The organism is Streptomyces sp. NPDC021356 (assembly GCF_040641015.1).
In the GTDB taxonomy this organism is placed as follows: domain Bacteria; phylum Actinomycetota; class Actinomycetes; order Streptomycetales; family Streptomycetaceae; genus Streptomyces.
The window spans coordinates 186,178-206,312 of the sequence record NZ_JBFACU010000005.1 but is presented as its reverse complement, the minus strand read 5'-3'; the positions used below and the strand labels follow the sequence as shown (position 1 = coordinate 206,312).

Sequence of the window (20,135 nt, the reverse complement as noted above, 5' to 3'; positions counted from 1 at the left end):
GTCCGGTCCCCGTACGGACCTCACCCGTACGCACGTCAGGGGCGGTGCGCGATCCGCGCACCGCCCCTGATCCGTTCACTGCTCCGTGTCGGAGGAACCGGGTGAGCCCGGCGGGTCGTCTCCCGGCTCGGTGCCCCCGCCGTCCCCGGCGTCCGCGCCGTCGGTCTCCGCCTCGGAGCGCGGCGGCTTCGGCGGCCGGGTGCGCCCGCCGGGGCCGTCCCGCAGGAACGAGCCGCCCTCGCCGCCGTCCGCCGTCGCATGCCCGCCGGAGGAGGGGCCGCCGCCGTCCCGGCGCCGCAGATACCGCTCGAACTCGCGGGCGATCGCCTCGCCCGACGCCTCCGGCAGCTCCGCGGTGTCCCGGGCCTCCTCCAGCGTCTGGACGTACTCGGCGACCTCGGTGTCCTCGGCGGCCAGCTGGTCCACGCCCACCTGCCAGGCCCGCGCGTCCTCCGGCAGCTCGCCCAGCGGGATCCGCAGGTCGAGCAGGTCCTCGAGACGGTTGAGCAGCGCCAGCGTGGCCTTCGGGTTGGGCGGCTGCGACACGTAGTGCGGGACCGCGGCCCACAGGGAGACCGCCGGGACACCCGCGTGCGTGCAGGCCTCCTGAAGGACGCCCACGATGCCCGTCGGGCCCTCGTACTTGGTCTCCTCCAGGTCCATCCGGCGGGCCAGGTCCGCGTCGGACGTCGTCCCGCTGATCGGGACCGGGCGCGTGTGCGGGGTGTCGCCGAGCAGGGCGCCCAGGACGACCACCAGCTCCACGCCCAGCTCATGGGCGAAGCCGAGCAGTTCGTTGCAGAACGAGCGCCAGCGCATGGACGGTTCGATCCCGCGCACGAGGACCAGATCGCGCGGTTTGTCCCCGCCGATCCGGACCACCGACAGTCTGGTCGTCGGCCAAGTGATCTTCCGCACACCGTCGTCCATGAACACGGTGGGGCGGTTCACCTGGAAGTCGTAGTAGTCCTCGGCGTCCAGCGCCGCGAACACCTCGCCCTTCCACTCCCTCTCCAGATGCGCGACCGCGGTGGAGGCGGCGTCGCCGGCATCGTTCCAGCCCTCGAACGCGGCCACCATGACCGGGTCGATCAGCTCGGGAACCCCCTCGAGCTCGATCACCCAGCGCCTCCTTCCGACGTGCCCTCGCTTGACCCACCAACCTTACGGCGTTCGACGGGGGCGACCGCGACCCCCTTGCACGGGGGAGTGAACGCATCACTGCCCCGTCCGAGCCACTCGAACACCCATGATCGTCGGCGTGGCCCGCCCCGCCCGGAGCGCCGCCCCACACCTCCGACGGCTGTCCGGCGTCACAGCGTCGAGCGCAGCCACTGCTCGACGCTCGCGATGTGCACCGTCGCCCAGGAACGGGCCGCCTCCGCGTCCCGGTCGCGCAGCGCGCCGAGGATCGCCCGGTGCTCGCGCAGGGTGCGGCCGACGGCGTCCTCCTGGGTCAGGCCGCGCCAGATCCGGGCCCGCGTGGTGGGCCCGGACAACCCGTCGAGCAGGGAGCACAGCACCGAGTTGCCCGAACTGCCCACGATGCCCCGGTGGAACTCCAGGTCGGCGGCGACCAGTTCCTCCACCGACAAACTGCCGCCCAGCGCGTCCAACTGGGCGTCCAGCGCGCTCAGTCGCCGCTCGTCGATGCGCGAGGCGGCCAGCGCGGTCGCGGCCGGCTCCAGGATGCGGCGCACGGCCAGGAACTCCAGCACCGTGTCGTCGCGGTGGAAGTCGACGACGAAACTCAGCGCCTCCAGCAGGAGTTGCGGGTCCAGGCTGGTGACGTACGTGCCGTCGCCCTGCCGCACGTCCAGGATCCGCATCAGCGACAGCGCGCGCACCGCCTCCCGCAGGGAGTTGCGCGACAGCCCCAGATCGGCGGCCAGTTCGCTCTCCTTGGGCAGCCGGTCGCCGGGCCGCAGCGCGCCGGAGACGATCATCCCCTTGATCTTCTCGATCGCCTCGTCGGTCACTGCCATGCTCGGCCTCCTGCCGCCCCGGGGACACGGGATGTCTCAAGACATGGGATGTCTCGCCGGCCATTATGCGACCGGCCCCTCGCACCACGGTCCGGGCAGCACTCCCGGGCAGCACTCCCGGACAGACGGCGGCAGGCGGCTGCGGGCGGCGGGGGTCCCGCACTGCGGTGACCGCCCCCGCCGCCCGCCCGCGGCACGCCTGTCTGCCGGCGCGGCCTACTTCCTGTCGAGCACGTCCTGGACCTTCGCGCGGACCTCGTCCGTGGCCAGGCCGCGGATCGTCAGCGTCGTGCGGCGGCGCAGCACGTCGTCGGGGGTCTCGGCCCACTCGTGGTCGCGGGCCCAGACGACCTGCGCCCAGATCTCCGGGGCGTCCGGGTGGACCCGCTCGCCCAGCTCCGGGTTCTCGTTGGCCAGCCGGGCGATGTCCAGGGCCAGCGAGCCGTAGTGCGTGGCCAGGTGCCGGGCGGTGTCGGCGGCCATGCGCGGGCCGGGCGCCGGACGGTCCACCAGCAACCGGTGCGCGACCGCGCGCGGGTTGGCGATGCCCGGCAGCGGCAGCTTCTTCGGCAGCGTGGAGATCGGCTCGAAGTCGTCGCCCAGCGGGTGACCCGGCAGCGACTCCAGCTTCTTCATCACGGTGCGCCCGATGTGCCGGAACGTCGTCCACTTGCCGCCCGCGACGGACAGCATGCCGCCCTTGCCCTCGGTCACCACGGTCTCGCGCTTGGCCTTGGCGGTGTCGCCGGGGCCGCCGGGCAGCACCCTCAGGCCCGCGAACGCGTAGGTGATCAGGTCACGGTCGAGCTGCTGGTCGCGGATGGAGAACGCGGCCTCGTCGAGTATCTGGGCGACGTCCTTGTCGTTGACCGCGACGTCGGCCGGATCGCCCTCGTACTCCTCGTCGGTGGTACCGAGCAGCAGCATGTCCTCCCACGGGAGGGCGAAGGTGATGCGGTACTTGTCGATGGGGGTCGCCAGCGCGGCCTTCCACGGCGCGGTGCGCTTGAGGACCAGGTGGGCGCCCTTGGACAGGCGGATGGACGGCGCCGCGTTCGGGTCCTCCAGCTTGCGCAGGTGGTCGACCCACGGGCCGGTCGCGTTCAGCACCAGCCGGGCGTCCACCCCGAACTCGTCGCCCAGGAGCCCGTCGCGCAGCTCCGCGCCCGTCACCCGGCCCTTGGTGAAGCGCAGCCCGGTGACCTCGGCGTGGTTGAGGACCACCGCGCCCGCCTCGACGGCCGCGCGCACCGTCATGAGCGCCATGCGCGCGTCGTTCATCTGGTCGTCGCCGTACACGGCCACGGCCTTGAGGTTCTCGGTGCGCAGCTCGGGCACGTCCTGCGCGGCCTTCGCCGGGCTGAGCAGGTGGCCCACGCCGTCACCGAACGCGGAGAGCGCGGAGTAGGCGAACACGCCCGCCCCGAGCTTCGCCGCGCCGTGCGGGCCGCCCTTGTACACGGGGAGGTAGAAGGTGAGCGGGTTCGCCAGGTGGGGGGCCACCTGGCGGGAGACCGCACGGCGCTCGAAGTGGTTCTCCGCCACCAGCTTCACCGCGCCGGTCTGCAGGTAGCGCAGACCCCCGTGGAGCAGCTTGGAGGAGGCGGAGGAGGTGGCGCCGGCCCAGTCGCCGGCGTCGACCAGGGCCACCCTGAGGCCGGACTGCGCGGCGTGCCAGGCGGTGGAGATGCCCAGGATGCCGCCGCCGATCACGAGGAGGTCGTACGTCGCCTTGGAGAGCTGCTCCCGGGTCTCGGCCCGGCTCGGGTTCGAGCCGGAGGCCGGGTGCGTCCCCAGGGCAGGCACGGACTGCAGGGTGGACTGACTGGTCATTGCGGTTCTTACTCCTCGTCAGCTTTCTTCGGCGATCCAGCCCATGGTCCGCTCGACGGCCTTGAGCCAGCTCTTGTACTCACGGTCGCGGGTGTCCGCGTCCATGCGGGGGGTCCATTCGGCGGCCCGGCGCCAGTTCTGGCGCAGGTCGTCGGTGGAGGCCCAGAAGCCGACGGCGAGACCGGCGGCGTAGGCGGCGCCGAGGCAGGTGGTCTCGGCCACCATCGGGCGCACCACGGGGGCGTCCAGGAAGTCCGAGAGCGTCTGCATCAGCAGGTTGTTGGAGGTCATGCCGCCGTCGACCTTCAGCGCCGTCAGTTCGACGCCGGAGTCCTTGGTCATGGCGTCCGCGATCTCCCGCGTCTGCCAGGCGGTGGCCTCCAGGACGGCGCGCGCGAGGTGCGCCTTGGTGACGTACCGGGTGAGGCCGGCGATCACGCCGCGGGCGTCGGAGCGCCAGTACGGGGCGAACAGACCGGAGAAGGCCGGTACGAAGTACGCCCCTCCGTTGTCCTCCACCGACAGCGCCAGCGTCTCGATCTCGGCGGCGGTGGAGATCAGGCCCATCTGGTCGCGCATCCACTGCACCAGGGAGCCGGTGACGGCGATCGAGCCCTCCAGGGCGTAGACCGGCTTCTGGTCGCCGATCTGGTAGCCGACCGTGGTCAGCAGCCCGCTGTAGGAGTTGATGATCTTGTCGCCGGTGTTCATCACCATGAAGGTGCCGGTGCCGTAGGTCGACTTGGTCTCGCCCTCGGCGAAACAGGTCTGGCCGAACAGCGCGGCCTGCTGGTCGCCGAGCGCGGAGGCGACCGGGATGCCGCCGAGCAGGTCGCCCAGCCGGCCGCCCTTGATCTCGCCGTAGACCTCGGCGGAGGAGCGGATCTCGGGCAGGATCCCCGTCGGCACGCCGATGGACTCGGCGATCCGCTCGTCCCACTCCATGTCGTGCAGGTTCATCAGGAGGGTGCGGGAGGCGTTGGTGACGTCGGTGACGTGCTGTCCGCCCTCGACACCGCCGGTCAGGTTCCAGATGACCCAGGTGTCCATGGTGCCGAAAAGGATGTCGCCCGCCTCGGCGCGCTCGCGCAGGCCCTCGACGTTGTCGAGCAGCCAGCGGGCCTTGGGGCCGGCGAAGTAGGACGCCAGCGGCAGGCCGGTCTCGCGGCGGAAGCGGTCCTGGCCGACGTTGCGGCCCAGCTCACGGCAGAGGGCGTCGGTGCGGGTGTCCTGCCAGACGATGGCGTTGTGGACGGGCTCACCGGTGTTCTTGTCCCACAGCACAGTGGTCTCGCGCTGGTTGGTGATGCCGATGGCCTTGATGTCGTCGCGGGTGATGCCGGCCTTCTCGACGGCACCTGCGACGACCTCCTGGACGTTGGTCCAGATCTCGGCGGCGTCGTGCTCGACCCAGCCCGGCTTGGGGAAGATCTGCTCGTGTTCCTTCTGGTCGACGGAGACGATCCGGCCGTCCCGGTCGAAGACGATGCAGCGGGACGAGGTCGTGCCCTGGTCGATGGCGGCGATGAACGGTCCGGCGGTGTGGGCGTCGGTCACTGTCTGCTCCTGAGGTCCGTGGTCAGTGGGGCTGCGCGTGCGGCGCGCGGTGCGGCTCGGCGCTCGCCGCCGGCAAGCGGCGAGCGTGCCGGCCGTCAGGCGAAGGCGACGTTGTAGACGCCCCCGGCGATGGCCGCGCCGATCAGCGGGCCGACCACCGGGATCCACGCGTAGCCCCAGTCCGAGCCGCCCTTGTTGGGCAGCGGGAGGAGGGCGTGCACGATGCGGGGGCCGAGGTCACGGACCGGGTTGATCGCGTAGCCCGTGGGGCCGCCGAGCGAGAGGCCGATGGAGACGACCACGAAGCCGGTGATCAGGGCGCCGATGACGCCGAGGCCGTTGCCCTTGTCGTTCAGGCCCTGCGTGAGGATCGCGATGATCAGTACGAACGTGCCGATGATCTCCGTGATGAGGTTCTGCACCACGTTGCGGATCTCCGGGCCGGTGGAGAAGACACCGAGCACGGGGCCGGCGCCCTTCTCCTGCGCCTCGACCGCCTTGGCGCTGGTCGCCTGGGCGCCGGGTCCGCCGACGATCTCCTTGTCGGTCAGGTGCGCCTGGAACTGGCCGTAGTAGGCGCCCCAGACGAGCACCGCGCCGATCATGGCACCGAGCAGCTGGCCGGCGAGGTAGGTCGGCACGTTCGTCCACGCGCCGTCCTTGATGGCGATGGCGAGCGTCACGGCCGGGTTGAGGTGGGCACCGGAGAGCGGGCCCGATATGTACGCGGCCGTCATGACCGCGAAGCCCCACCCGAAGGCGATGGCGAGCCAGCCGGCGTTGCGGGCCTTGGAGGCCTTCAGGGTGACGGCGGCGCAGACGCCGCCGCCGAGCAGGATGAGTATGGCGGTACCGATGGTCTCGCCGATGAAGATGTCGGAGCTGGACACCCGCGACTCCTTTGTCCTTCGTCCAGGGGTAGCCGAACCCCGGGTCCCTCCGGGGGTCTGGTGCCCTCGGGGTGAGAGCGATGCCGGCCCTTGGCGCTGTCACACTCTAACGCGTTTTTCCGCAAGGTGTTCGACAATGCCGACCGATGGACGCGAGTCTCACCTCGTCGTCACACAGGCGTCAAGAGTTCTTTTGCCCAAAGCACGATCGTTACTGAACGTCCCACGCCCACCGCGCGGAACACCCCCGTGGAACACCCACCGTGTAAAAGCCCCCTGCGGAACGCCTCGCCCGGAACGCCTCGCCCGGAACGCCTCGCCCGGAACGCCCCGGGCGGCACGGCCGTGCGCGGGTACGCGAAAGGCCGGCACGCGCGTGCGTACCGGCCTGGCGGCCCGAAGGGGGCGCAGGTGCGGGGAAAGGTGCGTACGGCGCTCAGAACCGCCCGGCGCCCAGGTCGCGGGAGACCGCGCGGGCGCAGTCGCGCACCGCCGCTATCAGCTCCGGGCGCAGCTCGCCCTCCCGGCACACCCGCTCCACGGCGCCGGTGATGCCGACCGCGCCGACCGGCATCCGCCGCCGGTCGTGGATGGGAGCGGCGATGGACGCCACCCCTTCCCAGGTCTCCTCCACGTCGGCCGCCCAGCCTCGCGCGCGCGTCAGGTCGAGGAGCTGTTCGAAGTCCCGCGTGCCGCACACCGTGCGGTCCGTGAACGCCTTGCGCTCGGTCTCCAGCGCCTCACTGTGCGCGACCGGGTCGTACGCGGACAGGACCTTGCCCAGCGCCGTGGAGTGCAGCGGCTGCATGGCCCCGATCTCCAGCACCTGCCGGCTGTCGTCGGGCCTGAAGACGTGGTGCACGATGAGGACGCCCTGCTGGTGCAGCACACCCAGGTAGACGCTCTCGCCACTGGCGCGGGCCAGGTCGTCGGCCCAGACCAGGGCCCGTGCGCGCAGTTCGTGCACGTCGAGATAGGTGGTGCCCAGGCGCAGCAGTTCGGCGCCGAGCTGGTAGCGGCCCGAGGCGTCGTCCTGCTCCACGAACCCCTCGTGCTGGAGGGTGCGGAGTATGCCGTGTGCGGTGCCCTTGGCGAGGCCCAGCGACGAGGCGATGTCCGACAGACCGAGCCGTCGCTCGCCGCCCGCGAGCAGCCGCAGCATCGCGGCCGCCCGTTCGAGCGACTGGATGTTCCGTGCCATCGCCGTGCTGCCCTCCGTCCCCTTCGACCGCCGACGCGCGACTCCCTGCCGCCGTTCGGCAATGCCGAACACTACCGGTCCATGTCGACTCTCCGCTAATGGTCGGTCCACACCTGTCACGGAACCGGCCACCTCGCCCGGTCACGGCGGCACGCTCGGCCGGGTGTCGTCCGGGTGGTGGACGCCCCTGACCTCCCCGTGCCGGTCCCGGCTACTCTTGCGGCGTGCGCCCTCCTCGGGAAGCCCCGGGCCCATCGCCCGCGCCTGCCGGGGAAGACGCAAAGCCGACAGCCGTCGCACCTTCAGGGAGCCCCTTCATGGCCTCGTTGCCGCCGACCCCTTCCGCCGACAGCCGGACCCGTGTGTCCGCCCTCCGCGAGGCGCTCGCCACCCGGGTGGTGGTCGCCGACGGAGCGATGGGCACCATGCTCCAGGCCCAGGACCCCTCGCTGGACGACTTCCAGCAGCTGGAGGGCTGCAACGAGGTCCTGAACGTCACCCGTCCGGACATCGTCCGCTCGGTCCACGACGCCTACTTCGCGGCGGGCGTCGACTGCGTGGAGACAAACACGTTCGGCGCGAACCACACCGCGGCGGCCGAGTACGAGATCTCCGACCGGGTCCACGAGCTGTCCGAGGCGGGCGCCCGCATCGCCCGCGAGGCGGCCGACGAGTACGCGGCCCGGGACGGCCGCACCCGCTGGGTGCTCGGCTCGATCGGCCCCGGCACCAAGCTGCCCACCCTCGGCCACGTCGGCTACACCACCATCCGCGACGGCTACCAGGCCAACGCGGAGGGCCTGCTGGCCGGCGGCGCCGACGCGCTGATCGTGGAGACCACGCAGGACCTGCTCCAGACCAAGGCGTCGGTCCTCGGGGCCCGGCGCGCCATGGACGCGACCGGTGCCGCGGTGCCGCTGCTGGTGTCGATGGCGTTCGAGACGACCGGCACCATGCTGCTCGGCTCCGAGATCGGCGCGGCGCTCACCGCACTGGAGCCGCTGGGCATCGACATGATCGGGCTGAACTGCTCGACCGGCCCGGCCGAGATGAGCGAGCACCTGCGCTACCTCACCCGGCACTCGCGCATCCCGCTGCTGTGCATGCCGAACGCGGGCCTGCCCGTCCTGACCAAGGACGGCGCGCACTTCCCGCTGGACGCGGAGGGCCTGGCCGACGCCCAGGAGCACTTCGTCCGGGACTACGGCCTGTCCCTCATCGGCGGCTGCTGCGGCACCACGCCCGAGCACCTGCGCCAGGTCGTGGAACGGGTGCGCGAGCTGACCCCGACCCCGCGCGACCCGCGCCCCGAGCCGGGCGCCGCCTCCCTCTACCAGACGGTCCCCTTCCGGCAGGACACGTCGTACCTGGCCATCGGCGAGCGCACGAACGCCAACGGCTCCAAGAAGTTCCGCGAGGCCATGCTGGAGGGCCGCTGGGACGACTGCGTGGAGATGGCCCGCGACCAGATCCGCGAGGGCGCGCACATGCTCGACCTGTGCGTGGACTACGTCGGCCGGGACGGCGTCGCCGACATGGCGGAGCTGGCCGGACGCTTCGCCACCGCCTCCACGCTGCCGATCGTCCTCGACTCCACCGAGGTCGACGTCATCCAGGCCGGCCTGGAGAAGCTGGGCGGCCGGGCGGTGATCAACTCGGTGAACTACGAGGACGGCGCCGGCCCCGGCTCCCGCTTCGCCAAGGTCGCCGAGCTGGCCCGCGAGCACGGCGCCGCGCTCGTCGCGCTCACCATCGACGAGCACGGCCAGGCGCGCACCCCCGAGAAGAAGGTCGAGATCGCCGAACGGCTGATCGACGACCTCACCGGGAACTGGGGCATCCACGAGGAGGACATCCTCGTCGACTGCCTGACCTTCACCATCTGCACCGGCCAGGAGGAGTCCCGCAAGGACGGCGTGGCAACCATCGAGGGCATCCGGGAGCTGAAGCGCCGCCACCCGAAGGTGCAGACCACCCTCGGCCTGTCCAACATCTCCTTCGGCCTGAACCCGGCCGCACGGATCCTGCTGAACTCCGTCTTCCTGGACGAGTGCGTGAAGGCGGGCCTGGACTCGGCGATCGTGCACGCCTCCAAGATCCTGCCGATCGCCCGGTTCGACGAGGAGCAGGTCACCACCGCGCTCGACCTGATCCACGACCGGCGCCGCGAGGGCTACGACCCGCTGCAGAAGCTCATGCAGCTGTTCGAGGGCGCCACCGCGAAGTCCCTGAAGGCGGGCAAGGCCGAGGAGCTGGCCGCGCTGCCGCTTCAGGAGCGCCTCAAGCGGCGGATCATCGACGGCGAGAAGAACGGCCTCGAAGGCGACCTGGACGAGGCCCTGCGCACCCGCAAGGCCCTCGACATCGTCAACGACACCCTGCTGGACGGCATGAAGGTCGTCGGCGAGCTGTTCGGCTCCGGCCAGATGCAGCTGCCGTTCGTGCTCCAGTCCGCCGAGGTCATGAAGGTCGCCGTGGCCCACCTGGAGCCGCACATGGAGAAGACCGACGAGGCCGGCAAGGGCACGATCGTGCTCGCCACCGTGCGCGGCGACGTGCACGACATCGGCAAGAACCTCGTCGACATCATCCTGTCCAACAACGGCTACAACGTCGTCAACCTCGGCATCAAACAGCCCGTCTCGGCGATCCTGGAGGCCGCCGACGAGCACCGGGCCGACGTGATCGGCATGTCCGGGCTGCTCGTGAAGTCCACGGTGATCATGAAGGAGAACCTGGAGGAGCTGAACGCCAGGGGCCTGGCCGCCGACTACCCGGTCATCCTCGGTGGCGCCGCGCTGACCAGGGCCTACGTCGAACAGGACCTGCACGAGATCTACCAGGGCGAGGTCCGCTACGCCCGCGACGCCTTCGAGGGGCTGCGCCTGATGGACGCCCTGATCGGCGTCAAGCGGGGCGTGCCCGGCGCCACGCTGCCCGAGCTGAAGCAGCGCCGGGTCCGGGCTGCCACCGTCGAGGTGGAGGAGCGTCCGGAGGAGGGCCACGTCCGCTCCGACGTGGCCACCGACAACCCCGTTCCCGAGCCGCCGTTCTGGGGCACCCGGGTGAGCAAGGGCATCCAGCTCAAGGAGTACGCCTCCTGGCTGGACGAGGGCGCGCTGTTCAAGGGCCAGTGGGGCCTCAGGCAGGCCCGCACCGGCGACGGGCCGACGTACGAGGAACTGGTGGAGACCGAGGGCAGGCCCCGGCTGCGCGGCCTGCTCGACCGGCTCCAGACGGAGAACCTCCTGGAGGCGGCCGTCGTGCACGGCTACTTCCCGTGCGTCTCCAAGGACGACGACCTGATCGTCCTGGACGAGCAGGGCAACGAGCGCACCCGGTTCACCTTCCCGCGCCAGCGCCGGGGCCGCCGGCTGTGCCTGGCCGACTTCTTCCGCCCGGAGGAGTCGGGGGAGACCGACGTGGTCGGCTTCCAGGTCGTCACGGTCGGCTCGCGGATCGGCGAGGAGACGGCCCGGCTCTTCGCCTCCGACTCCTACCGCGACTACCTGGAGCTGCACGGCCTGTCGGTGCAGCTGGCCGAGGCGCTGGCCGAGTACTGGCACGCGCGTGTCCGGTCCGAGCTGGGCTTCGCCGGCGAGGACCCGGGCGCCATGGAGGACATGTTCGCCCTGAAGTACCGGGGCGCCCGGTTCTCGCTGGGCTACGGCGCCTGCCCCGACCTGGAGGACCGCGCCAAGATCGCCGACCTGCTGAGGCCCGAGCGGATCGGGGTGCACCTGTCCGAGGAGTTCCAGCTGCACCCGGAGCAGTCCACCGACGCCATCGTGATCCACCACCCCGAGGCGAAGTACTTCAACGCCCGCTGAGCTTGACGTTTAACTTCGCGAGGTTGAACGCCAAGCTGAGGCCGCGCGCGCCTGCCCGCGCCCGTCCGCCCGGCCGTCGCGGGCCGACCGGGCGCGGGGACGGCCGGCCGGACGGCGGGGTCGGCTGGGCACACGAGCGGCCCACGAGGCGTTCCTCGCGGCCACGACGTACACTGGTCGGTCCACTGCAGGCCGGTTCCCGCGCGGGAACCGGCCTGATCGTCCCTCAAGGAGGTACGCCGGATGACCAGTACGGTCCCCGCGTTCGGCACCGGAACGGCCGAAGGCTCAGCTCTGCAGGCCGTGCTCCTCGACATGGACGGCACCCTGGTGGACACCGAGGGCTTCTGGTGGGACGTCGAGGTGGAGGTCTTCGCCGCGCTCGGCCACACCCTCGACGAGTCCTGGAGACACGTCGTCGTGGGCGGCCCCATGACCCGCAGCGCCGGCTTCCTCATCGAGGCCACCGGCGCCGCCATCACCCTCGCCGAGCTGTCGGTGCTGCTCAACGAGGGATTCGAGGACCGCATCGACCGGACCCTGCCGCTCATGCCGGGCGCCGCGCGGCTGCTGGCCGAACTGTCCGCGCACGAGATCCCCACCGCCCTGGTCTCCGCATCCCACCGGCGCGTCATCGACCGCGTCCTGGCCTCGCTCGGCCCCCAGCACTTCGCCCTCTCGGTCGCGGGCGACGAGGTGGCGCGCACCAAGCCCCACCCCGACCCGTACCTGCTGGCCGCCTCCCGCCTGGGCGTCGACCCGGCGCGGTGCGCGGTCGTCGAGGACACCGCGACCGGCGTCGCGGCGGCGGAGGCGGCCGGCTGCCGGGTGATCGCGGTGCCCTCGGTCGCCCCCATCGCCCCCGCGCCCCGGCGCACCGTCGTCACCTCGCTCGAAGAGGTCGACCTGCCGTTCCTCCAGTCGCTGATGACGTACCCGGTGCCGCCGAGCGCCGGGTAGGAGTCGCCCCGGCCCGTGCTGCCGTACGGACGATCCCGGTGACGGACGTGCGAATGAATCCGAATCCTGCCGGATGGCCGAATTCCGGTACTGCCCGGCCGAGTTGGCAATGTGACGTTCGCCACAAGAGCCGGGGTCGACACGCGGGCCCGCACCTGCTGTCCGCTCCACGGGACGCCTGAACCGGGCGTCCTTGTGTCCTGATTGGTGAAAGGCTGCACGAATCCTTCCAGTGGCGCGTTTTCGGACCGTCGGCACCCGGTTCCACTGCGTGATGGCAGCCCGCCTCCAGCGGCAGCGAGGCGCCCGACGGGCGCGGACTAGTCTCGTCGCGAGAACATCGTCCTTACCCCGTGATCGGCCGCACCACCCCCCTGCATGCCGGGTACACGGACATGACAGCCCTGGAGAAACTCGAGCATGAACCGCAAGACTTTGGTGCTGCCGGCCGTGGTCGGCCTGCTCGCGCCGGTGCTCGCCGCATGCGGCGGTTCTGACAGCGGCAGCAAGAGCGGTGACGCCATCGTCGTCGGCACCACGGACCGGTTCACCGCTACCAAGGCGGCCCCCGCGCCCCTGGACCCGGCGTACGCCTACGACATCGGCCCCTGGAACCTGCTGCGCCAGACCGTGCAGACGCTGATGATCACGCCCAAGGGCGAGGGCCAGCCGGTCCCCGAGGCCGCCGAGAAGTGCGGCTTCACCGACAGTGGCAACGAGCGCTACGCCTGCACGCTGCGCGAGGGCCTCAAGTTCGCCAACGGCGACCCCGTCACCGCCGCCGACGTGAAGTTCTCCATCGACCGCGCCCGCTCCATCAAGGCGGACACCGGCGTCTTCGCCCTGCTGTCCACCGTCGACACGGTGGAGACCCAGGGCGACCGCGAGGTCATCTTCCACCTCAACACCGCCGACGCCACCTTCCCGTTCAAGCTGTCGACGCCGGTCGCGGGCATCGTCAACCCCAAGGACTACGACAAGAACAAGCTGCGCGACGGCTTCAACGTCGACGGATCCGGCCCGTACACCATGAAGGCCGACGTCAAGAACGACGAACTCGTCGACGCCGTCTTCACCAAGAACCCCCACTACCAGGGGACGTTGAAGGTCAACAACGACAAGGTGGAGATCCGGAGCTTCGCCGACGCCGACGCCATGGGCGCGGCCATCGACAAGGGTGACATCGACGTCATGACCCGCGCGATGTCACCGGAGCAGATCCGCAAGCTCTCCAACGCCTCCGGCGACGGCAAGATCGACCTGGTGGAGATGCCCGGCCTGGAGATCCGCTACCTGGCCTTCAACACCGACGCCCCGAGCGTGAAGAACAAGGCCGTACGCCGGGCCATGGCCCAGCTCGTCAACCGCAGCGACCTCGTCGCGAAGGTCTACGGAACCCAGGCCGACGCGCTGTACTCGATGGTCCCGGCGACCGTCACCGGCCACTCCAACTCCTTCTTCAACAAGTACGGCGACCCGAGCGTCAGCAAGGCCAAGTCGCTGCTGAACAAGGCCGGTGTCACCACCCCGGTCAAGTTCACGATGCACTACACGACCGACCACTACGGCCCGGCGACCAAGAAGGAGTTCGAGGTGCTCCAGCAGCAGCTCAACTCCAGCGGCCTGTTCGACGTCAGCATCCAGGGCACCCCCTGGAAGGTCTTCCACCCGACGATGCAGAAGCGCCAGTACGACGTCTTCGGCATGGGCTGGTTCCCCGACTTCCCGGACGCCGACAGCTTCATCGCGCCGTTCCTGGACGCCGACAACACGCTGAACACGCCGTACGTCAGCAACGACATCCGCAAGAACCTGCTCCCCGAGTCCCGTCGCCAGGCCGACCGGCTCACCGCCTCCTCCAGCCTCACCGGCATTCAGGACATCGTCGCCAAGGACGTCCCCCTGCTGCCGCTGTGGCAGGGCAAGCAGTACGTCGCCGCCCGCGACGACATCACCGGCGCCGCCTACGTCATCAACTCCTCGGCCACCCTGCAGCTGTGGGAGCTGGGCCGCGGTGTGAGCGGCTGACACCGGCCCCGGACTCAAGGGACCACACGAGAAAGGCGCCCCTCCCAAAGGACCGGGAGGGGCGCCTTTCTCCTGCGCGGCCGCCGTCACACGGGTGGCGGCCCGGCACAGTCACTGCGCGCCGGGCCTTACCAGCCCGCTCTCGTAGGCGTACACCGCCGCCTGCACACGGTCGCGCAGACCCAGCTTCGTCAGCACATGCCCCACATGCGTCTTGACCGTCGTCTCGCTGACGAACAGGTCCGCGGCGATCTCCGCGTTCGACAGCCCGCGCGCCACCAGCTTCAGCACCTCCACCTCACGCTCGGTGAGGGTGTGCAGCGTGTCCGGCACCGGCTCGTCACCGGAGGGCAGGTGCGTGGCGTACTTGTCCAGCAGCCTGCGCGTGATGCTCGGTGCCAGCATCGCCTCGCCGGCCGCCACCACGCGGATCGCCTGCACCAGCTCGTCGGCCGGCGCGTCCTTCAGCAGGAAGCCGCTCGCGCCCGCGCGCAACGCCTCCACCACGTACTCGTCGAGATCGAAGGTGGTCAGCACCAGCACCTTCGCCGGCCCGTCGCGCTCCGGGCCGGTGATCTGCCGAGTGGCCTCCACACCGTCCATCCGCGGCATGCGAATGTCCATCAGCACCACGTCGGGCTGCAGGGCACGCACCTGGTCCAGGGCCTGCAGGCCGTCACCTGCCTCGCCCACGACCGCGAGATCCTGCTCCGCCTCCAGGATCATCCGGAATCCGGTGCGCAGTAGTGGCTGGTCGTCGACCAGCAGGACGCGGATGGCCACGTAAGTCTCCTTCGCTGGGACCCCGGTCCGGTTCGCCGGGTCCCTAGGGTCTGTCCGGCGGATCATGCCGCAGCCGGGGGGCTCACCACACCCTCCCCCAAGCTCTTCGAGCAGGGGGGACCCCCAGTGGCGTTGTCGTCGGTCGCCATGGCTCCGCCATGACCCCCTCCCGCGCCTTGCAGCTGCACGCGCCGAGCCCCGCTCACCTCGGCTGATACGCGCCGTCGCTGAGCTGCAGCATGTTCCGCCGCACAGACCCTAGTCCAGCCCCATTCTGCCCTGCGCCCGCGGCTCGGCCGGGCCCAGGGGCAGCGGGTACGGCGGGGGAGTGCCCCCGAACTCCGGGCAGTGCGCCTGGTGGTCGCACCAACCGCAGAGCTTGGTGGGCCGCGGACGCCACTCACCCGTCTCCGTGGCCAGCCGGATCGCCTCCCACAGCGCGAGCAGCTTGCGCTCCACCCGTTCCAGATCGGCCATCACCGGGTCGTACGTCAGCACGTCGCCGCTGCCCAGATACACCAGCTGCAAGCGGCGCGGCACCACCCGCTTCAGCCGCCACACCACCAGGGCGTAGAACTTCATCTGGAACAGCGCGCTCTCGGCGTACTCCGGCCGGGGCGCCTTGCCCGTCTTGTAGTCGACGATGCGCACCTCGCCCGTGGCCGCCACGTCCACGCGGTCGATGATCCCGCGCAGCCTGAGCCCCGAGTCCAGCTCCGCCTCGACGAACAGCTCCCGCTCGGCCGGTTCCAGCCGCGTCGGGTCCTCCAGGGTGAACCAGCGCTCCACCAGCCGCTCGGCCTCCGTCAGCCAGCGCGCCAGTCGCGCGCCGTCCGTGTCGTCGGCGAACAGCTCCACCAGCTCCGGGCGGGACTCCCGCAACCGGTCCCACTGGCCGGGGACCAGCGCCTTGGCCCGGGGCGCGGTGCGCTCCTCGGCCGGGGCGTCGAAGAGCCGCTCCAGTACGGCGTGCACCAGCGTGCCCCTGGTGGCCGCCTCGCTCGGCTTCTCCGGCAGCCGGTCGATCACCCGGAAGCGGTACAGCAGCGGGCACTGCATGAAGTCCCCGGCGCGGGACGGGGACAACGAGGAGGGCGGTGCGGCGGCCCGTGCCGCGGGCGCGCGGTCGCGAGCGTCGCCCGCGACCGCGGGGGCCTGCGGGGCCTCCGCAACGGCCGGGTCCGCCTGCACGGCCGGGTCCGCCGGGACGGCCGGCGTCCCGTCCGGCGCTGCCGCGACCGGCCCGGCCAAGGCCTCCGCGGCCCCGCCGTCCGACCGCCCGCCGTCCGGCTCGGCCCCACCCGGCTGCCCGGCGTCCGGCTCCACGGCGTCCGCCCTGGCCGGTGGCACCGCGTCCGGTGCGACACGGGCCGGCGGAACCGGGCCGGAGGCCGGCGGCCGAGGCAGCGGTCCGGACGGCGGTCCGGACCGCCCGGTGCCGTCCGCGCCGTCCGCCGCCCCGTCCTGCGTGCTCGTCTCCATGCACAGAACCCTACGGTCCGCCACTGACAGTCACCCGCTCACGCACGGTGAAGCGCACGGTGAAGAGCACGGTGACGTGCGCGGTGAAGCGCACGGCAGCGGGTACGACACTGGGGTGCCGGGCGGAACCGTTCGCCACGGCCGCATACCATCGACCCGAGAGCTTCCGGCCCCCCAGGCCCGGGGGCAGCGCTTCGAACGAGGGGACACCGTGGACGTGAGCGGCGGGAGCGGGCAGCCGCGTTCCGGCAACGACGAGCCGACCGAGCCCCCCACGGGCCCCGCGGCCCCGACGCCGCACGACAGCACCGCCCGCCCGAAGCCCCCCGCACAGCAGCCCGCGGCGACCGACCACGACGAACACCCGGCGGACCGGCCCGGCCCGCCCGACCGGTCGGGCGAGTCCACCCCGGACCCGAGCCCGGACCCGGACCGGCCCCCCCACCCCGACAGTGCCCCCGGCCCCGGCGCCGACCCGCACACCTTGGACCCCGGCGCCGACGCGAACACCCCGCACGGCGCCCCCCACGACACCCACCCCGACCGCGCCCTGGCGACCTCCGCCCGCGGGCACGGCCAGCCACCCCCGCCGCGACGGCCCCGCGAACCCGGAGGCGGACTGCTCATGGGGCGCCCCTTCGGCGTGCCCGTGTACGTCGCACCCAGCTGGTTCCTGGTCGCCGCACTGATCACCTGGGTCTTCGGCGGCCAGCTCGACCGCGTCCTGCCCCAGCTCGGAGCCGCCCGCTACCTGGTCTCCCTCTTCTTCGCGGTCGCCTTCTACGGCTCCGTACTGGTCCACGAGCTGGCCCACACGGTGGCCGCCCTCCGCTTCAAGCTCCCGGTGCGCCGCATCCAGCTCCAGTTCCTGGGCGGCGTCTCCGAGATCGAGAAGGAGGCCGAGACCCCCGGCCGAGAGTTCGTCCTCGCCTTCGTCGGCCCGCTGCTCTCCCTGGTCCTCTCCGGCGTCTTCTACCTCGCCCTCCAGCCCGTCGAACGCGGCACGGTACCCGGAGTCCTGCTGGCCTCCCTGATGATCTCCAACCTCATCGTCGCCGCGTTCAACCTGCTGCCCGGCCTGCCCCTCGACGGCGGACGGATGCTCCGCGCCGTCGTCTGGAAGATCACCGGCCGCCCCATGAGCGGCACCGTCGCCGCCGCCTGGGTCGGCCGCGCCCTCGCCGTGTCCGTCCTCATCGGCCTGCCGCTGCTCAGCCAGTCCGGAGCGCTCGGCACCACCGCCGAGGACAGCGTCGGCATGGGTACCGTCACCGACGCCCTGCTCGCCGCGATCGTCGCAGCGATCATCTGGACCGGTGCCGGCAACAGCCTGCGCATGGCCCGACTGCGCGAACACCTGCCCGAACTGCGCGCCCGCACCCTCACCCGCCGCGCCGTCCCCGTCGAGACCACCACCTCCCTCGCCGAAGCCCTGCGCCGTGCCAACGCCGCCGGAGCACGCGCCCTGGTGGTCGTCGACGGCCACGGCGAGCCCCTCTCCCTCGTCCGCGAGTCCGCCATCGTCGGCGTGCCCGAGCACCGCCGCCCCTGGGTCGCCGCCAGCGCACTCGCCCAGGACCTCACCGACGGCATGCGGATCTCCGCCGAACTGGCCGGCGAGCCGCTGCTGGACGTCCTGCGCGCCACCCCCGCCACCGAGTACCTCGTGGTGGAGGAGACCGGCGAGATCTACGGCGTGCTGTCCGCGGCCGATGTCGAACGTGCCTTCGTGAAGGCCATGGCCCGGCCCAGCTGACCACCGACGCCCACCGAGCGGTGGTCGGCGGCCCTCCCGGGGGCCGGTAGGCTGGTCACATGTCCGAACCGACCGGTGCCGCCCGCCGCCGCGGGCCCTTCAAGGTCGGGGACCAGGTACAGCTGACCGACCCCAAGGGCCGCCACTACACGTTCACGCTCGAGGCCGGGAAGAACTTCCACACCCACAAGGGTTCCTTCCCGCACGACGAACTGATCGGCGCACCCGAGGGCAGCGTTGTCCGCACCACCGGCAACGTCGCCTACCTCGCGCTGCGTCCCCTGCTCCCCGACTACGTCCTGTCCATGCCCCGAGGGGCGGCCGTCGTCTATCCCAAGGACGCGGGACAGATCCTCGCCTTCGCCGACATCTTCCCCGGCGCCCGCGTCGTGGAGGCCGGCGTCGGATCCGGCTCGCTCAGCAGCTTCCTGCTGCGAGCCATCGGCGACCAGGGCATGCTGCACAGCTACGAGCGCCGTGCCGACTTCGCCGAGATCGCCCAGGCCAACGTCGAGCGCTACTTCGGCGGCCCGCACCCCGCCTGGCAACTCACCGTCGGCGACCTCCAGGACAACCTGTCCGACACCGACGTCGACCGCGTCATCCTCGACATGCTCGCCCCCTGGGAGTGCCTGGAGGCCGTCTCCAAGGCGCTGGTCCCCGGTGGCATCCTGTGCTGCTACGTCGCCACCACCACCCAGCTCGCCCGGACCGTGGAGTCCATCCGGGAGATCGGCTGCTTCAACGAGCCGACCGCCTGGGAGACCATGATCCGCAACTGGCACATCGAGGGCCTGGCCGTCCGGCCCGACCACCGCATGATCGGCCACACCGGGTTCCTGCTCACCGCCCGCCGCCTCGCCGACGGCGTCGAGCCGCCCATGCGCCGCCGTCGCCCCGCCAAGGGCGCCTACGGCGAGGACTACGAAGGCCCCAACGCCGACGGAGGCGCCGGCCGCTGAGCGGTCCACGCCCCACCGCCCCACCGGCAACGCACATGCGCCGTGGCTCAGTTCCCGACCCCGGCCGGGAACTGAGCCACGGCGCTCACACGTTGAGCCCGTACCAGAAACACGCGGTCAGCGGCCCCGGCGAGTACCCACCCCACCGTTCCCCCGCACTGTGACGTGTGGCACGATGCTGGCCACCCCACCGGCACAGCCCTCACGGGAGACACTCCTAGTGCAGCACTCCGCCGTCCCGGACCTGGCACACACCCACACCCGCCCCATCCACTGGGTCGCCACCGCCGCCGCAGTCGCCGGTGTCGTCGCACTCTCCCCGGTCCTCCAGCCGCTCTCCGCCACCGCCGCCCAGCACGACGGCACCCGGACCGCGAGCGCCCCCGCGGCAGCCGCACCCCCCACCACCACCGGCGTGACGTTCCCCATCCAGTGCGGGACCCTGAAGGCCGTCGTCGCCAAGAAGGCCGCCGGAGACCTCGACCACGACGGCCGCCCGGAGACCGTGGCCGTCGTCCACTGCGACGCCTCCATGGGCACCCCGCCCGACGCCGTCTACGTCCTCACCCACACCCGAGGCACCACCACGCCCCGCGTCGTGGCCACCCTCGTCGACCCCAAGGACCGGTACACGGTCACGGACTTCGCCGTACGCGCCGGCGAGGTCACCGCCACCCTGCTCGGCTACTCCTCGCCCGACGTGCCCAATTGCTGCCCCGACCTGAAGGACAGCGCGAAGTGGCAGTGGAAGAACGGCGCGTTCGTCCGCTCAGGGCCGGACCGGGCACGCAGTGTCTGAGCGGCCCGCCCCGCGGCCGGCAGCCGACCGCGGACCGACCCGCGCGGGGGCGGGTCGGCACCGTGAGGA

General features: G+C 71.7%; 15 protein-coding genes. 6 read left to right on the top strand and 9 right to left on the bottom strand.

The window, feature by feature from the left end:
• Window positions 1–75 precede the first annotated feature (75 nt).
• The 6 genes from AB0G56_RS08735 to AB0G56_RS08710 form a co-directional block, all read right to left on the bottom strand.
• Window positions 76–1,122 carry a PAC2 family protein gene (locus tag AB0G56_RS08735; protein ID WP_360965717.1) on the bottom strand — a complete coding sequence of 349 codons (1,047 nt, stop codon included), beginning with the start codon at window positions 1,120–1,122 and terminating at the stop codon, window positions 76–78.
• Window positions 1,123–1,313: 191 nt separating this feature from the next.
• A complete protein-coding gene (locus tag AB0G56_RS08730; protein ID WP_360965714.1) occupies window positions 1,314–1,985 on the bottom strand; it encodes a FadR/GntR family transcriptional regulator in 672 nt (223 codons plus the stop codon).
• 216 nt (window positions 1,986–2,201) lie between these two features.
• Window positions 2,202–3,818, bottom strand: coding sequence for a glycerol-3-phosphate dehydrogenase/oxidase (locus AB0G56_RS08725; RefSeq protein ID WP_360965711.1), 1,617 nt, complete (start codon window positions 3,816–3,818; stop codon window positions 2,202–2,204).
• 18 nt (window positions 3,819–3,836) lie between these two features.
• Window positions 3,837–5,375: a glycerol kinase GlpK gene (gene glpK / locus AB0G56_RS08720; RefSeq protein ID WP_360965708.1), complete on the bottom strand. Its 1,539-nt coding sequence runs from the start codon at window positions 5,373–5,375 to the stop codon at window positions 3,837–3,839.
• Window positions 5,376–5,470: 95 nt separating this feature from the next.
• On the bottom strand, window positions 5,471–6,265 hold the full coding sequence (locus tag AB0G56_RS08715; protein ID WP_360965705.1) for an MIP/aquaporin family protein: 795 nt from the start codon (window positions 6,263–6,265) through the stop codon (window positions 5,471–5,473).
• 436 nt (window positions 6,266–6,701) lie between these two features.
• Window positions 6,702–7,466 carry an IclR family transcriptional regulator gene (locus AB0G56_RS08710; RefSeq protein WP_360965702.1) on the bottom strand — a complete coding sequence of 255 codons (765 nt, stop codon included), beginning with the start codon at window positions 7,464–7,466 and terminating at the stop codon, window positions 6,702–6,704.
• Between the two features lie 317 nt (window positions 7,467–7,783).
• Between AB0G56_RS08710 and metH the strand changes: the two genes are divergently transcribed.
• The 3 genes from metH to AB0G56_RS08695 all read left to right on the top strand — a co-directional run bounded on the left by metH (window position 7,784) and on the right by AB0G56_RS08695 (window position 14,284).
• On the top strand, window positions 7,784–11,296 hold the full coding sequence (metH, locus tag AB0G56_RS08705; RefSeq protein ID WP_360965700.1) for a methionine synthase: 3,513 nt from the start codon (window positions 7,784–7,786) through the stop codon (window positions 11,294–11,296).
• A 243-nt stretch (window positions 11,297–11,539) separates the two neighbouring features.
• Window positions 11,540–12,256, top strand: coding sequence for an HAD family phosphatase (locus AB0G56_RS08700; protein WP_360965697.1), 717 nt, complete (start codon window positions 11,540–11,542; stop codon window positions 12,254–12,256).
• Between the two features lie 420 nt (window positions 12,257–12,676).
• Window positions 12,677–14,284, top strand: coding sequence for an ABC transporter substrate-binding protein (locus tag AB0G56_RS08695; RefSeq protein WP_360965695.1), 1,608 nt, complete (start codon window positions 12,677–12,679; stop codon window positions 14,282–14,284).
• A 111-nt stretch (window positions 14,285–14,395) separates the two neighbouring features.
• Here the strand turns inward: AB0G56_RS08695 and AB0G56_RS08690 are convergent, their stop codons facing one another.
• The 3 genes from AB0G56_RS08690 to AB0G56_RS08680 all read right to left on the bottom strand — a co-directional run bounded on the left by AB0G56_RS08690 (window position 14,396) and on the right by AB0G56_RS08680 (window position 16,688).
• Window positions 14,396–15,067 (bottom strand): response regulator transcription factor, encoded by a 672-nt coding sequence (locus AB0G56_RS08690; protein ID WP_360965692.1) that lies wholly within the window; start codon window positions 15,065–15,067, stop codon window positions 14,396–14,398.
• 258 nt (window positions 15,068–15,325) lie between these two features.
• Window positions 15,326–16,258: a PD-(D/E)XK nuclease family protein gene (locus tag AB0G56_RS08685; protein ID WP_360966058.1), complete on the bottom strand. Its 933-nt coding sequence runs from the start codon at window positions 16,256–16,258 to the stop codon at window positions 15,326–15,328.
• Window positions 16,259–16,559: 301 nt separating this feature from the next.
• A complete protein-coding gene (locus tag AB0G56_RS08680; protein ID WP_360965689.1) occupies window positions 16,560–16,688 on the bottom strand; it encodes a hypothetical protein in 129 nt (42 codons plus the stop codon).
• Between the two features lie 72 nt (window positions 16,689–16,760).
• On the opposite strand from AB0G56_RS08680, the gene AB0G56_RS08675 reads away from it, so the two are divergent.
• From AB0G56_RS08675 to AB0G56_RS08665, 3 genes are all read left to right on the top strand, one after another.
• A complete protein-coding gene (locus AB0G56_RS08675) occupies window positions 16,761–18,305 on the top strand; it encodes a site-2 protease family protein (RefSeq protein ID WP_360965687.1) in 1,545 nt (514 codons plus the stop codon).
• Window positions 18,306–18,364: 59 nt separating this feature from the next.
• The gene (locus tag AB0G56_RS08670) at window positions 18,365–19,267 is read left to right on the top strand and encodes a tRNA (adenine-N1)-methyltransferase (RefSeq protein WP_276109401.1); all 903 of its coding nucleotides are present in this window, start codon (window positions 18,365–18,367) and stop codon (window positions 19,265–19,267) included.
• Between the two features lie 220 nt (window positions 19,268–19,487).
• Window positions 19,488–20,066: a hypothetical protein gene (locus tag AB0G56_RS08665; protein ID WP_360965684.1), complete on the top strand. Its 579-nt coding sequence runs from the start codon at window positions 19,488–19,490 to the stop codon at window positions 20,064–20,066.
• Window positions 20,067–20,135: the final 69 nt, after the last annotated feature.

What these genes read in the sequence shown, in the direction of transcription:
- AB0G56_RS08730 (WP_360965714.1), bottom strand. Translation starts at nt 1,985, where the DNA reads ATGGCAGTGACCGACGAGGCGATCGAGAAGATCAAGGGGATGATCGTC.
- AB0G56_RS08725 (WP_360965711.1), bottom strand. Translation starts at nt 3,818, where the DNA reads ATGACCAGTCAGTCCACCCTGCAGTCCGTGCCTGCCCTGGGGACGCAC.
- AB0G56_RS08710 (WP_360965702.1), bottom strand. Translation starts at nt 7,466, where the DNA reads ATGGCACGGAACATCCAGTCGCTCGAACGGGCGGCCGCGATGCTGCGG.
- metH (WP_360965700.1), top strand. Translation starts at nt 7,784, where the DNA reads ATGGCCTCGTTGCCGCCGACCCCTTCCGCCGACAGCCGGACCCGTGTG.
- AB0G56_RS08700 (WP_360965697.1), top strand. Translation starts at nt 11,540, where the DNA reads ATGACCAGTACGGTCCCCGCGTTCGGCACCGGAACGGCCGAAGGCTCA.
- AB0G56_RS08695 (WP_360965695.1), top strand. Translation starts at nt 12,677, where the DNA reads ATGAACCGCAAGACTTTGGTGCTGCCGGCCGTGGTCGGCCTGCTCGCG.
- AB0G56_RS08670 (WP_276109401.1), top strand. Translation starts at nt 18,365, where the DNA reads ATGTCCGAACCGACCGGTGCCGCCCGCCGCCGCGGGCCCTTCAAGGTC.